This window comes from Paenibacillus anseongensis, assembly GCF_009757995.1.
In the GTDB taxonomy this organism is placed as follows: Bacteria; Bacillota; Bacilli; order Paenibacillales; family NBRC-103111; genus Paenibacillus_E; species Paenibacillus_E chondroitinus.
Genome location: NZ_WSEM01000034.1, coordinates 63,778 through 77,450, shown reverse-complemented (window position 1 = coordinate 77,450; position 13,673 = coordinate 63,778). Strand labels below are relative to the sequence as shown.

Here is a 13,673-nt window from a genome sequence, read left to right as displayed (position 1 = left end):
ATTTTATCATCTAAAAAAAACGTTCTATTAAGACTCCCTTGACGTTAATGGTAAGATAGAGACAAACGAAGAAAAGGGAGTGCTTTTTTGGCTGATAATTCCTGGAAAAGAAATCTTTTCGTGCTGTGGGTAGGGACTTTCCTCGTCAGTATGGCCTATACGGTATCCATACCGTTTATGTCTATATTTCTGCAAAATGATCTCGGTGTACAAAGCCATTTGGAACTGTGGACGGGTGTCGTATTTGCCATTACTTTTTTGGCCGCTGCTTTAATCGCTCCATTCTGGGGCTCCATGGCCGATAAGTATGGCCGGAAGCCGATGATGCTTCGCGCCGGAATTTGCTTGTCCATCGCGTATTTTTTATACTTCATCGTACAAAATCCATACGAGCTTATCCTCGTAAGAATTATCGAAGGCTTGCTCGCGGGTTATATTCCCTCAGCCATAGCGATGGTAGCAACGAATACGCCGGAAAAACACGTCGGCTATGCGCTTGGCATCATCTCTACCTCCGGTGCAGCCGCTTCCGTCATAGGACCGCTGGTGGGAGGAAGTGTAAGTTACCTGATCGGCACGCGTGAAACCTTTTTGCTGGCAGGTGTGATGGTGCTGATTGCCTTCGTCATTGCATGGGTTTGGGTGAAGGAGCCTTCCTTTGTTAAATCCGAAGCGAAGCGATCCTCGGTGCTTAATGATCTTAAAGAAGCGATTGCGAATCGGACGCTCGTATACGCGCTGTTCATTGTCTTTATTACCTCGACATCCATCATGATTTTGGAACCTTTACTAACGATCTATGTGCTGAAGCTTGGCTCCAGCCAGTCGTCCGCCTCACTTCATGCGGGGATTATTTTCTCCGCGGTAGGAGTTGCAACATTGATTGCGGCGCCCCGTTGGGGCAAGCTCGGAAGCAAGCTGGGTTACGAAAAGGTGCTGTTCATCGGGCTTATCGGCGGAGGCATCGGGAATTTTTTGCAAATATTGTTCCACGATCTAATTGGATTCGGATCGCTGCGGTTTGTTTACGGGCTCTTTTTCGCTGCTGTATTTCCAGCGCTTAATGCTTTTATCGCTACTCATACGGAACCAAGCTTCCGCAGCCGCGCGTTCAGCCTTAATCAATCGGCCAATCAAATGGGCCTGCTGTTGGGGCCGCTGATTGGGGGCTTTCTAGCAACCCAACTATCTATTCCCGTCGTGTTCGCCATCAACGGTAGTTTGTTGTTGCTGGTTGCTGTGCTGCTTAAGCTGCCGAAGTTTTCTTTCCAGTCCAGTGTATCCGCAGCTAAGGAGATATCTAAATAAGAGCTTTACCACACAGTTCCATGGCGCATAACGCCCAATCTCTGCAATAATATACTATAGCGACTATAATCTAAGATGTAATATATGAGAAAAGCCGGTAAGAGGAGGTTCTCATGAATATTACATCTTTTGTTATTTACTGTATGATTGCTACCTTTACGCCTGGACCTACGAATATCGTGATTTTGTCCACCGTCCATCATCATGGGGCGAAAAAGGCGATGAAATATACGTATGGAGCAACGGTTGGCTTTGGCGTTTTACTGATCATTTCCGCTTTTTTAAATTCGATGCTCATGGCGTTTTTACCGAAAATCATCCTGATTCTGCAGATCATTGGAAGTGCTTATATGCTCTATCTTTCCTATCTGATTTGTAAAATGGATACAGCTAACCCGACAGTAAACCAAGCGGCGACCTTTCGGTCAGGCTTTCTGATGCAGTTTATGAATCCGAAAGTCGTGTTATTTGCACTAACGGTAATTCCAGCGTTTATTATACCTAGCTATAGCTCACGCACGATGATGTCAATTAGCATTATGGTTATCATTGGAATCGGATTTTTAGCCTTTCTCACATGGGTGCTTTTCGGTGCGATTTTCAAGGCATTTTTACATAAATACAACAAAATTGTTAATGTCTTGTTGGCGTTATCTTTGGCTTATGCTGCCGTTATGGTTTGGTTGTAAGCAAGCTTACCAAGAGGTGAATGAAATGAACCAATTTGTGTATAAAAAGTCGGCCGGTATTAAAGCGCTGTCGGCAAGTATGACGGATTTTAAGTATAAAAAGCACGCTCACCAGGAATACGCCATCGGAGTGACGTTACGTGGGATTCAAGAATATCACTTGGACGGCAGTCTGCAATTATCGCATCAGAATGGTGTTATGCTCTTTAATCCGGAACAGACGCATGATGGCATGGCTCATGACAAGACAGGTTTGGATTATGTCATGCTTTATTTTGAACCCCAATTACTCTTGGATGCCTCAGAGAAAAAGGAGATCTTGCGATTTTCAGCTCCGATTGTCTACGATGTTCAGCTAAAACAACGCGTTTTAAGTCTCTCACAGGCCATTTTGAGTGAGAAAGATGAGGCTTTGTGCAGCGAATTATTCGTAAATCTCGCAGAGAGCCTGGTTCAAACGAACTTTTCAACGAACGTCAAGAAAGATAACCAGTTGATTCGTAAAGCAAGGGAAATGCTGCATGCCAACCTGGAACATGTGCTTAAACTTGACGAAATCTCTAGTGAGCTTCAATTATCAAAGTTTCAATTTATTCGTTTATTCAAGGCGCATATGGGCATATCACCCTACCAATACTTCTTGAACGCCAAAATCGAACGGGCGAAATGTATCATCGAGAAAAATAAGGATATTTATTCGGCCGTAGCTGCCTGCGGATTTGTTGATTTAACCCATTTAAACAAACATTTCAAAAGTGTCTACGGGACAACAGCGTTTGAGTATATATCACATTTGCATTGAAAAAAGTCCAATGAGAATGAAGCCCCCAGCCGGAATGGGGATGCCGGCAGAGCTGCCGTCGTCAACCAGATATCAATCTCGGACACAATTTAATGGATGTTCGTGCATTTCCAACTGTAAACGCATACATTATGATTTGAATTATAGACAGTCCTACTAAATTTTCAAGAATTGGAAAGGGTGTGTAGGTGATGAGGAAAAAGTGGTCATCGACTGCTGCAGCAATTTCGTTAACAATCGCGTTAACTGCATGTACACCTAATGTCGGAGAGTCTACATCTGGCGAAAATAAAAATGCAGAGCAAACAAATGCAGGTGGAAAAAAGCTGACATTATGGGTGTTTGCAGAGCCTCATAAACGGTTTTTTGAGGCTGTAAAAGAAGATTTTAAGAAAAAACAGCCGGATGTTACGGTTGACATTAATTTAATGGAGAGCACAGCGCTTGTCGACAAATACTCCGTTATTTCCAAATCTGGAGGAGAGGGCGCACCTGATCTGATCGACATTGAACAAGGACAGTTTCCTAAATTTATTCGCGGTGATATCCCATTCGTGCCTTTAAATGACTATTTGAAAAAAGACAATCTAACCGAAGTGATGTCTAAAGGTCGGCAAGCGTTGTACACCATTAACGACAAGCAGTACGGGATCGAACATGCCGCAACGGCTTCTGCTCTTTATTATCGTAAGGATTTGTTTGATAAAGCAGGAATCTCTGTCACCGAGCTCAAAACGTGGGATCAATTTACGGAACAAGCTAAAAAATTAGTCGGTGATAAACATTTTATATTTCCCGGAAATTCCACGACGAAAACCGGAGGGGACCAAACCTATTTCGAATTGTTCATTAAGCAAGAAGGAGGAGATATTGTAACGAAAGACGGCCAACCCGGCTTTAATACCCCGGAAGGCCAAACCGCTTTGAAGCGGATGTACGCATGGAAAAAAGACGGCATTATGGATAAAAATTATTATGACGGCCCGGCGTACTGGGATCAATTCAAGAAAGGGAACTACATAGCCGCTTTCGGCCCCGATTGGTGGGTCAATCTGCTTGCGGATAACGCACCGGAATTAGAGGGCAAATGGGCGGCTGTTCCCATGCCTTTAGGCGGCCCGAAATCAGTCCCGACTACCGTATGGGGCGGAACAGGCTTGATGATTTCAAAGTTTTCCAAGAATAAAGATTTAGCCTGGGAATTCATGAAGCTTGCGCAGTTAACTCCTGAAAACTCCGTCAAACGCTTCCAAATTGTGAACCTGTTCCCTGCGCTTCTGACTTCCGTCAAGGAGGCGGGCTTGCATGAGCAAAGCAAGTATACCAAGTATTTCGGCGGTCAGGATCTGGGAGATCTGTATGGGAAGCTTGTAGCTGTAGCGCCAAACCAAAACCAGGCTTGGTGGCGGACCTTATTCGCCGATGCTTGGGATAAGTATAGATTTGAATTGGAAGGTGGCAAATTGACTCCTGAGCAGTTTCTTCAAAAGGTTGATGATGAATTAAAGCAGTCGATGAAGAAAAATGAAACTGCCGGTTAGATGGCGGGCAGTTTGAATGACAAGGGAGATGAGGGGCAACCTGCACCTCCTTTCTTCTTGTTAAGTAAGGTTTGGACATTGGTTTTAAGGAGGTTTGAACGTTGCCTATCAAACAGTCAAAGTGGTTTAAACTTGCACCATATCTGTTCATTAGTCCTTTTTTTATTCACTTTGCCGTGTTTAGCCTTTATCCGACTCTATACGGGTTCTGGCTCAGCTTATTCCAAGGTGTCAGCAAGCTGACCTACGCAGGATTCAAGAATTACACGCTTGTTATGAATGATGATGTTTTTTGGAAGTCGATGTGGAACGGGCTGAAAGCGACAGGGGGCAGTGTCTTTATCATCTTGCCGATTGCGCTAATGGTTGCTTTGCTAATTAACCAGCCTTTCATTGAAAAGAAGAAGGGGTGGTTTGCAACCTTCTTTTTTACACCTAATATTACATCGGCTGTTGCGGTAGCTATCATTTTCGGATTCATCTTCAACAAATCATTCGGCATTTTAAATACAGTGCTTACTTTCGTCGGTATGGATCCGATCGGTTGGTTGGAGAATCCAAGGTGGACGCTTCCCTCATTAATCATTTTATTAACGTGGCGATATTTGGGCATTAATATCCTTTATTTTATGGCAGGACTTCAAAACATCCCTAAGGAGCTTACCGAAGCGGCCAAAATAGATGGGGCAAACGCGATCCAAAGGTTGTGGTTTGTGACTTTACCGTTGCTGAGGCCTATCATGACTTTTATCGTCTTTCAGGCCATTATCGGCTCATTTACCATGTTTGCCGAGCCGTTTGTGCTTGCCGGGCCTGGACAGTCAGGACCTGAGCAATCGTTGCTATTCCCAACGATGTACATCTACCAGCAAGCTTTCCGGTTACAAAACTTCGGGTATTCATCCGCTGTGGGTTATGTGTTTACTGTCATTCTACTTATCGTAGGAACTATTCAAATCCGGTTGTTTCAGGAGAAGAAGTAAAGGGGGAATGCCACAATGACAGTAAACCGGATTCATCGTTTAGCTGTATATACTGCTTTAGTTTTATTGAGTTTATTATTCAGTCTCCCTTTTCTATATATGGTAGGCGTATCGTTTAAAACATACGATGACATCGTAGCATCTCCGTTGAATCCGATCCCGCTGCATCCAACGCTGGACAACTTTATCTTGCTGTTCGAGAAGATACCGTTTTGGACCCAATTTTTCAACGGAGTTTTTATTGCCGTAGCGGTTTCTGTGCTCTCTATGATCGGTAATGCCTTGGTTGCTTATGGCTTTTCACGGTATGATTTTAAAGGAAAAAATGTGCTGTTTACCGTTGTGATCGCAACTATTCTCATTCCATCGCAGATGACGCTCGTTCCGAGTTTCATTATGTTTAAACAGTGGGGATGGTTGGATACGTTTTCTCCTTTAATATTTCCCGGAGCGATATCGGCCATTAACATATTCTTGATACGCCAAGTGATGACGGCCATACCCAAAGAACTGTATGAAAGCGCACGGGTGGATGGTTGTACGGAATGGCGAACATTTGTGAGCATTGCAGTTCCTTTATCCATGAGCGGCATCGGAATTGTGGGACTTCTCAACTTTATGAACTCGTGGAATGACTATTTAAGCCCGTTGATCTTTTTAACCTCTGAGCACAAAATGACGTTATCCGTAGGCATTTCGACGATGAATAATCCCTATAAAGAGGACTATGCTACGCCGATTACAGGCGCGTTTCTGATGGCGGTTCCGGTCTTAATTCTTCTAAGCGTGGTGGGGAGGAAGTATTTTATCAGCGGAGTTGCGTCAGGAGCTGTAAAAGGATAATGAATAAAGCCCGGTACTACGCTTGGAAGCGTGGCCGGGCTCTTCTTCTGAATCATACGTTCGTTCCAGAGCGATAGGGCTTGTTGTAGTGTTCCTTACGAATTTCACTAGGTGTCAGACCGGTATGCCGTTTGATGGTTCGTGCAAAATGATACGAGGTTTTAAAACCGGATTGTTCGGCAACTTCACCAATATTCAAGCCTGTACTGCGCAGCAATTCCAGCCCCTTTTTTACCCGGTACTGCCATAAATATTGGATCGGTGTTACCCCTTCATCCCGCTGGAACAGGCGGATCATATGCTCGGGCGTTTTTCCGGTAATCTGCGATAAATCCTTAAGGTTGAGCTCCTCGCCAAATCTTTCGTGGATTGTTTCCACAGCAAGGAGAACGGCCGGATGTTTCAGGTGATTCAATCCCAAATGCAAATACTCCGTCGCATACAACCACAAAGCAGAACGGCCTAGCGCTTTTACCACTTCATCCTCCGTAGAGCATCCATCGTTTTGCAAAGACATCAGCATATCTGTCAATTGATTCAGTCGCGTCGTCAAAGGGATGTAGAGGGGTAATGAATCGAAATAAGCCGCTGCGTCTGGTAATAGCGGGTCCACAGCCACAGCAATCCAACGGTGCCACGTGTCACGTTTCTCATTAAAATGAAACATCTCCTCATGTCCCGGTTTGAGCAGCGCAATGCTCTCTGGAGGGACAGAGAAGGGGACGCCGTCAATCTCTACGGTCATGGAGCCGCTATGGAGCAGGACAAGCTGCAAATCCATCTGAATACGGGGACCGTATTTCCCGCCGGGGCCATAGACTACGGTACCTGCGTAGGTATTCGTCACAACAAAAGAAGGTGGAATGACTTCCACCTTGGATGCTATGTCCATTCGATTATTCCATCCTTTCGGACAGCTTTTCTTTCATTATACAAGAGAGATTTTCTTTTTTAAATCTTCTCGCTCAATCGTTGAGTCATGGCGGATGTAGTGGCATACATAGGAGCGCCGCCAGCGGTTGGAACGGTTCCGTGTAGAAGAGTGGATAAGGTTACTGTCAAAAATTAAGATATCCCCTTTATCCAAGATAACTGGAATCTCCTTGCTTAAATCGATGCCTTCCACCTCATGAGTCCAAGCTTCGTGTTCCTGTAAATTTTTCACATCGCCATGGGGCAGAACTCCGAGTTTCTGAGAGCCGGGGATGACGTACAGGCAGCCGTTCTCTTCATTGGTATATTCCATGGCAACCCATGCGGCGGTCAACGTGTTCGGATCATTCTTAATGTAGTAATAGTCCTGATGAGCGGCTTGCCCTGGGGATCCGGGTTCTTTGTAAAAGTACATGCTTTGAACGCCAGCGGCTTCATCGCCAAGAACTTGGGCCAGTGCGCCGCGTACAACCGGCAATTTCATCATCTGCAAGGAAAAGCCATCATGCAGGTGAGGATTAAACAACCGGAGGGAGAAGCGGTCCTTATCATCGACCACGGCTCCGCCTTTTCTTGGTTTTGCCCATTCAGGCATAGATTCGGAAGAACGGATAGCATGAATATGCGAATTAAAAGCATCGATCAGATCATCGCTGCAGCCATTTTTAATAATAATAAAACCGTCTTCATGGTACTGCTTGATTTGCTCCGGTGTAAGTGGATTTACTCTCTCGGATTGAACTTGAATTGTCATAAAAAAATCCTCCTTTGTTCGTATAAAACTGATGTGCAATTCCTTTATATTTATAATAGTAGATGATTTTAAAAGGGAATAAAATGCACGTGAGTCAGATATTTTGTGTCTGAAATTGATATCTACTATAAAACCTTTTGGAGGTAAATTTTTAAAATGGTTGTGAAAATGATCATTATGAATTAACATACAGGAAGTGTTCATTCAAGCAATAGAGAAACACATGTTCGTTTTATTTGTAGCGGAATTATCAAAGGAAGTAATGGTGGAAGCGGAGTTGACTGACGGATCATGATGAAAAAAGAAATTGCGCATATTCGCAAGTTATTTAAATTGGATCACGAGTTGCTAAATCTTTACGAAATTTTTAACGTGTATATTATGAAGGAAACGAATGAGATCTACCACTACGAGCGCCAGCCGTTCGCCTTATTGGACAGAGAGAAGCAGGAGCTCTATATGGCGAATTTCAAAAAACTGCTGACCGGCGAATTAGATCAGAAGATGTTCGAATTGAAATTTCAGGAAGAAGCGGAACAGCCAACAAAGGTGCTTCTCCATCAAGGTTTGATAACCGGTGATCCGCAAGAATGGCAGGATTTAATGCTTTTGTTGGTGGATAAAATGTTGGCGGATACCGTATACGAACAGGATACGGTGATTACTTTTGTCCGCGGACAATATTCCCGCCCGACCAAGGCGAGGAACGATGAAGCCGAGCAGAGCGAAAAGGATGAAATGTTCGCGAATTTGTTCATTCTGTGCAGCATTAATTCCACGGAGCAGCAGCGGAAAACGCTCATGTTTGATTATGTCGAGAGGGAATTCAAGTACAATGTCTTCGTAGACCCGATCATCAAATTGAACACCCCGGAGCAAGGGTTTTTCTACCCTAGCGTGACGGATAACTACTCCGACGTAAATCGGATTCTGTACTGCTCGGGGAGAGCGCATGAACCGAATGTGCCTTTCATTGAGCAAGTCCTGAATGCCGAGAAGACCGTAACGGCGCTGGAAGAAAGAGCTATTTTCGAGGATATCGTGAAGGAAGTTGCCGGTGAAGAACTGGATGCCTCTACGATTGCTCAGGTATACGAGGAAATTCATCGGGTCATCGAGTCCAACGAGCAAGAAGAGCCTCCGAAGCTGGATTATCAAGATGTGGAACGTATGCTGATGGTGAGCGGCGTGGAGGACGTGACGAAGGAAAAGGTGGAACGGGCGTTTCAAAATGTCGTCGACGACAAAAACTATGAGATTAAAGCAAGCAGCGTCCTTCCGAAGTTCACGTCGAAATCCATTAAGATTGATACAAAAGTAGCGACGATTTCGGTCAGTCCGCAAGATTTAAAGTATGTGAGACAAGTGAATTACCAAGGAAAACGATGCATTTTGATCGAGGTTGACGAAGACGTCATTATCGAAGGATTTACGCTCAGCACGGAGACGTTGTAAAACGGAATAATTAAGTGGGGCCACGCGGGTTTGCGGGCTCCTTTTTCTAATTAACAGGCATTTTTTATTTTGAAAATGTGAATGTTATCATAGCAAGTGTGAAATGTGAAATGCAGTCTACATAAGGGAGAATATGATGATGCAAGACAGCCAATTTGATCAAATTTATGCGATTATGGAAGCTTCATTTCCTGAAATTGAACGCAGAACTTATGCAGGAGCAAAGGAACTGCTATCTGATCCTAACTATCGGCTTATTCCTGAAGTCGAGGACAACAAGATCATTGCTTTTTTAGCCGTATGGGAATTCCCTATGTTTCGGTTTGTGGAGCACATTGCTGTTGATCCTGGCGTACGGGGAAGCGGTTTAGGCGGAAAATTAATGACGGCTTATATCGCAGAATCATTAAAGCCCGTTTTATTGGAAGTGGAACCCCCAACTACGGACATAGCGGAGCGAAGAGTAAACTTTTATACACGGCTCGGCTTTCATCTGAATGATTTCGACTATATGCAGCCGCCACTTCAGATTGGGATGCCTGATTTACCGCTCAAGATGATGAGCTATCCTCAAACGCTCACGGAAGCGACGTTTTCTGTTTGTAAAGACATTTTATATACAAAAGTGTATAAGGTTGCTAGAACATATTGAACAAGCTCCCGTACGGTTCATTTTCCATTTAAGTTTCATTAAAGGTTGTTCTCTTAAACTAAGTGCATCACAGTCGTTCATGTGGCGGCTACTTAGAGAAGGAGATGTCAATATGAATATAAAAATGTTAATGAAACAAGCCAGCTATGTGTTATTATGCTCAGCTTTGCTGACGGCATGCAGCCAAGGAAATACGCAAACGTCTGGTGCTTCGACCGAAGCTGTAGCAGCGACCGCGGCGGCGGACACTTCAAGTGCGCAAACGCTGGGGTATGTCAAGGAAATGGATAAAACCAAAATCATGTCATTCTCCGTTGATGTTGATGAAGCGAAATGGCAGGAGATGCTGGATAACGCAGCAGAAGAGGAATACATTTCAGCGGATGTTACGATTAACGGAACGACCATCAAGAATGTCGGAATCCGGCCCAAAGGTAATTCCTCCCTCAAGCAAGTTGTATCAGACGATACGACAGACCGTTATAGTTTTAAAATTAAATTCGATGAGTATGTAGACGGCCAAACCTGGATGGGTCTCGACAAAATCGTCGTTAACAACATGCAGTCTGACAGCAGCTACATGAAGGAATATTTAAGCTATGATATCATGAGCTATATCGGAGTCGACGCTCCGTTGTATGCTTTTGCAGATATTCAAGTCAATGGCGAGTCATGGGGCTTCTACTTGGCGGTTGAAGTGATAGATGGCAGCTACCTCGACAGAACGAAAGACGGCGAAGGTGAGCTGTACAAACCGAACAATGATGGCGACATGCCAGGTGACATGGGCAAAATGGGGAATGCTCCGGGCGCAAATGGCGAAACCGCTGGAGCCGGTGCACAGGGCGCTACAGGGGATGCTGGCGCAACGGGCGCGACTCCTCCGCAGATACCGTCAGGTGACGCTGCGACGCAACAAACCGGCATGCCTCCAATGGATGGTAACGGAAACCGTGGTCCTGGCGGAGGCGGCATGAATGGCGCGCAGAACGGAGTTTCCCTCGTTTATACCGACGATGAGGTTAGCAGTTATTCCGCCATTTTTGACAATGCTGAAACGAAAACGGATGAAACCGACTACGAACGCGTTATCGCGGCGCTAAAAAATCTGAGCACAGGCACGGATCTGGAGTCGTCGGTGGATGTGGACGCGGTATTGAAATATTTTGCCGCGCACACGGTCGTGGTGAATATGGACAGCTACACGTCCAATATGGGGCATAATTATTATCTCTATGAAAATGACGGTCAACTCAGCATGCTGCCTTGGGATTACAATATGGCCTTCGGTGGGTTCCAGGGAGGTAGTGCATCCGATGTCGTCAATCAGGCCATTGACACGCCGCTCTCCGGCGTAAGCCTGGAGGATCGTCCGATCCTTGGCAAGCTGCTTGAAGTACCGGAGTATATGGAGAAGTATCATGAGTACTTGCAAGAAATTGTGGATGGTTACTTTGCGGACGGTAAATTTGAACAAACGGTTGCGAACCTCGATCAATTGATTTCCAGCCATGTGCAAAATGACCCAAGCGCCTTCAACACCTACGACGAGTACAAAGCCGCTGTAACGGAGCTAACGAAGCTGGGAACACTTCGCTCGGAGAGCATTCAAGGTCAGCTTAACGGCGAAATCCCTTCAACAACGGATGGTCAAAAAGCTGACGCCAGCACACTGATCGATGCCTCAACGGTGGATCTGTCGAAGATGGGCAACGGGATGGGCAAAGGTGGTCCCGGCGGCAAAGACGGCTTCGGAAGCGGGCAAGGCCGATTCCCGAACGGAATGAATGGCGGTAATGGAGGTAACCAGCCTTCGACGGAGCAAGGAAGTGAAGCGGCCGGACAGGCAGCTTCGACACCTGCGAACGAATAGGAAAAGTCCTCAAACCGCTCGTACCGAGTTGGTTTGGGGCTTTTTTTAGGATGAACCATTGCTTGCATCGACAGTTAGATGAATATATAATTATATATGCATTATAAAAAGGAGGTTTGCGTAATGTCAGACATGACCGAATCGCAATTTAACAGAATATCCAGAGCATTAGCTGAACCTCGGCGTTTTCAGATACTCAAAGAAATTAAGGATTCCAGTCAACCACTGCCTTGCAGTATGTTGCTTGAGAGCCATAACGTGAGTGCAGCTACAATTTCTCACCATATTAAGGAGCTTGAAATTGCGGGTTTAATACAGAGCATTCGCGAAGGTAAATACATGAGCCTTGCTTTTCAACCAGAGGTACTACAAGCATATCTAGATAAAATTTCTGAGGATCTAATAAAAAATCTAGCTGAGTAATAAAAAGAAAAGGTCATGAGTCGTTCAGGTTGGTAACCCTAACGACTCATGACCTTTTCTTTAGAGAATTTTATGCGGCTATCTGGGAAACTTCTTTGATTTTGGCTTTACGGGTAAGTGGTATAAATAACAGGATAGACAAGAACCCGAGTAGTAAGAACACGATGCCAGACCACATGACACTTTGAATACCCAACCCATTGATAAATGCGCCACCAACCATTGTGCCAATGGTAACCCCAAGATTTCCAAAAGCTACGAAAAGACCATTAGAAAAGTCTGGTGCTTCGGATGCCGAAGATGTAATCATATATTGGGAGATATTAAGGCCAAATGTAAACAACACGCCCCACAATGCAATAAGCAGTATCATAGGAACCGTGAACGATCCAAATAAGAATAGGACCAAATAGCTTACAACGAACACGAGCGGAAACACGAAGGCAGTTTTTAACGCATTATTCGTTAATAATTTACCTGCGAGCAAATTCCCCACCATGCCTGTTAAACCAAACAGGATAAGCATCAAGCTAATCATATTTGAAGACATTTCCGTTACACGTCCAAGGTACTCTGCGAAGAAGCTGAATGTTGCATACATACCAGACAGGATAAAAATCGCACCAAAGATGGCTGCCCAGACAACACCTTTCTTCAATACTCGAACCTGTGAGCCATAGGATTGCTTTTGTTTGACAGGCAGAGAAGGGACGAAGAGAAGAATAGCCAAGAAGGTTAAAGCATTGACCACAGCAAAGAACAACATCGCTAGCTCAAGATTCGTGTTGTCTGCAATGAAAGAAGCAATTGGAGTTCCAATAACCATTCCCGCGGTGACACCCATGAACACGCGACCGATGGCTTTCGGAGCCATTTCCGGATTTACAGAGGAAGCAGCTGCCGTAAAGGCAACAGAAAAGTAAACGGGATGTAAGAACGCTGGAACAATTCTGGCGATTAAAGCTATTGTAAAATTGGGTGCGAACATGGACACAAGATTACCGACCACAAAGAGCCCGATTACCAGTAGCATAACGCCCTTACGATTAAAGCCTGAAAATAACAAAGGCAAAATTGGACCTGAAATCGCTACTGCGAGTGCGAATAGGCTGACAAGCAATCCGGCTGTTGAAACGCTAACGCCAAAGTTTTCAGCAATGAGCGGCAAGATCCCGATAATGCCCATCTCCGTATTAATGATTCCGAAGATCCCGAAAGCTAGGATAAAAATGATAAATGATTTTGATTTCGTAACAGACACAAAAATTCACTCCTATTTGTATAATTTTTTTATCACTGATTGAAAAGTGACAGAAAAAATGTGGATGAGTTTCTCTTGGGATCAAGCTAGAATCGTGACAAAAGGATAACCTCCTCGCTCTCAGTTAGACGCATGTATAACTATCTCATTGAAAAT

At 44.7% G+C, this 13,673-nt stretch carries 13 protein-coding genes; 10 read left to right on the top strand and 3 right to left on the bottom strand.

Annotated elements, in window-relative coordinates; translation table 11 throughout:
* Positions 1 to 87: 87 nt before the first annotated feature.
* The 6 genes from GON05_RS31535 to GON05_RS31510 all read left to right on the top strand — a co-directional run bounded on the left by GON05_RS31535 (position 88) and on the right by GON05_RS31510 (position 6,166).
* On the top strand, positions 88 to 1,308 hold the full coding sequence (locus GON05_RS31535; protein WP_157324998.1) for an MFS transporter: 1,221 nt from the start codon (positions 88 to 90) through the stop codon (positions 1,306 to 1,308).
* Positions 1,309 to 1,421: 113 nt separating this feature from the next.
* Positions 1,422 to 1,997, top strand: coding sequence for a LysE family translocator (locus tag GON05_RS31530; RefSeq protein WP_157324996.1), 576 nt, complete (start codon positions 1,422 to 1,424; stop codon positions 1,995 to 1,997).
* 25 nt (positions 1,998 to 2,022) lie between these two features.
* On the top strand, positions 2,023 to 2,799 hold the full coding sequence (locus tag GON05_RS31525; RefSeq protein ID WP_157324994.1) for an AraC family transcriptional regulator: 777 nt from the start codon (positions 2,023 to 2,025) through the stop codon (positions 2,797 to 2,799).
* 191 nt (positions 2,800 to 2,990) lie between these two features.
* The gene (locus GON05_RS31520) at positions 2,991 to 4,340 is read left to right on the top strand and encodes an ABC transporter substrate-binding protein (protein ID WP_157324992.1); all 1,350 of its coding nucleotides are present in this window, start codon (positions 2,991 to 2,993) and stop codon (positions 4,338 to 4,340) included.
* Between the two features lie 101 nt (positions 4,341 to 4,441).
* The gene (locus GON05_RS31515; protein ID WP_157324990.1) at positions 4,442 to 5,323 is read left to right on the top strand and encodes a carbohydrate ABC transporter permease; all 882 of its coding nucleotides are present in this window, start codon (positions 4,442 to 4,444) and stop codon (positions 5,321 to 5,323) included.
* A gap of 15 nt (positions 5,324 to 5,338) precedes the next feature.
* Positions 5,339 to 6,166, top strand: a complete 828-nt coding sequence (locus GON05_RS31510) for a carbohydrate ABC transporter permease (protein WP_157324988.1) — start codon at positions 5,339 to 5,341, stop codon at positions 6,164 to 6,166.
* 52 nt (positions 6,167 to 6,218) lie between these two features.
* Here the strand turns inward: GON05_RS31510 and GON05_RS31505 are convergent, their stop codons facing one another.
* Both GON05_RS31505 and GON05_RS31500 read right to left on the bottom strand, forming a co-directional pair.
* On the bottom strand, positions 6,219 to 7,058 hold the full coding sequence (locus GON05_RS31505) for a helix-turn-helix transcriptional regulator (RefSeq protein ID WP_157324986.1): 840 nt from the start codon (positions 7,056 to 7,058) through the stop codon (positions 6,219 to 6,221).
* Positions 7,059 to 7,094: 36 nt separating this feature from the next.
* Positions 7,095 to 7,853 carry a phytanoyl-CoA dioxygenase family protein gene (locus tag GON05_RS31500; RefSeq protein WP_157324984.1) on the bottom strand — a complete coding sequence of 253 codons (759 nt, stop codon included), beginning with the start codon at positions 7,851 to 7,853 and terminating at the stop codon, positions 7,095 to 7,097.
* Between the two features lie 291 nt (positions 7,854 to 8,144).
* On the opposite strand from GON05_RS31500, the gene GON05_RS31495 reads away from it, so the two are divergent.
* The 4 genes from GON05_RS31495 to GON05_RS31480 all read left to right on the top strand — a co-directional run bounded on the left by GON05_RS31495 (position 8,145) and on the right by GON05_RS31480 (position 12,256).
* The gene (locus GON05_RS31495) at positions 8,145 to 9,308 is read left to right on the top strand and encodes a DUF4317 domain-containing protein (RefSeq protein ID WP_157324983.1); all 1,164 of its coding nucleotides are present in this window, start codon (positions 8,145 to 8,147) and stop codon (positions 9,306 to 9,308) included.
* A 139-nt stretch (positions 9,309 to 9,447) separates the two neighbouring features.
* Positions 9,448 to 9,960 (top strand): GNAT family N-acetyltransferase, encoded by a 513-nt coding sequence (locus GON05_RS31490; protein ID WP_157325792.1) that lies wholly within the window; start codon positions 9,448 to 9,450, stop codon positions 9,958 to 9,960.
* A gap of 112 nt (positions 9,961 to 10,072) precedes the next feature.
* Positions 10,073 to 11,833, top strand: coding sequence for a CotH kinase family protein (locus tag GON05_RS31485; RefSeq protein WP_276509722.1), 1,761 nt, complete (start codon positions 10,073 to 10,075; stop codon positions 11,831 to 11,833).
* Between the two features lie 123 nt (positions 11,834 to 11,956).
* The gene (locus GON05_RS31480; RefSeq protein WP_157324978.1) at positions 11,957 to 12,256 is read left to right on the top strand and encodes an ArsR/SmtB family transcription factor; all 300 of its coding nucleotides are present in this window, start codon (positions 11,957 to 11,959) and stop codon (positions 12,254 to 12,256) included.
* Between the two features lie 70 nt (positions 12,257 to 12,326).
* Here GON05_RS31480 and GON05_RS31475 read toward each other — a convergent pair whose 3' ends face one another.
* Complete coding sequence (locus GON05_RS31475) at positions 12,327 to 13,517, bottom strand: MFS transporter (protein ID WP_309491801.1); 1,191 nt, start codon at positions 13,515 to 13,517, stop codon at positions 12,327 to 12,329.
* Between the last annotated feature and the right edge of the window lie 156 nt (positions 13,518 to 13,673).

Bases quoted from the DNA above. Each gene is read 5' to 3' on its own strand.
- GON05_RS31505 (WP_157324986.1), bottom strand. From the start codon at position 7,058: ATGGACATAGCATCCAAGGTGGAAGTCATTCCACCTTCTTTTGTTGTG.
- GON05_RS31480 (WP_157324978.1), top strand. From the start codon at position 11,957: ATGTCAGACATGACCGAATCGCAATTTAACAGAATATCCAGAGCATTA.
- GON05_RS31530 (WP_157324996.1), top strand. From the start codon at position 1,422: ATGAATATTACATCTTTTGTTATTTACTGTATGATTGCTACCTTTACG.
- GON05_RS31485 (WP_276509722.1), top strand. From the start codon at position 10,073: ATGAATATAAAAATGTTAATGAAACAAGCCAGCTATGTGTTATTATGC.
- GON05_RS31520 (WP_157324992.1), top strand. From the start codon at position 2,991: ATGAGGAAAAAGTGGTCATCGACTGCTGCAGCAATTTCGTTAACAATC.
- GON05_RS31495 (WP_157324983.1), top strand. From the start codon at position 8,145: ATGATGAAAAAAGAAATTGCGCATATTCGCAAGTTATTTAAATTGGAT.
- GON05_RS31525 (WP_157324994.1), top strand. From the start codon at position 2,023: ATGAACCAATTTGTGTATAAAAAGTCGGCCGGTATTAAAGCGCTGTCG.
- GON05_RS31500 (WP_157324984.1), bottom strand. From the start codon at position 7,853: ATGACAATTCAAGTTCAATCCGAGAGAGTAAATCCACTTACACCGGAG.
- GON05_RS31510 (WP_157324988.1), top strand. From the start codon at position 5,339: ATGACAGTAAACCGGATTCATCGTTTAGCTGTATATACTGCTTTAGTT.
- GON05_RS31490 (WP_157325792.1), top strand. From the start codon at position 9,448: ATGCAAGACAGCCAATTTGATCAAATTTATGCGATTATGGAAGCTTCA.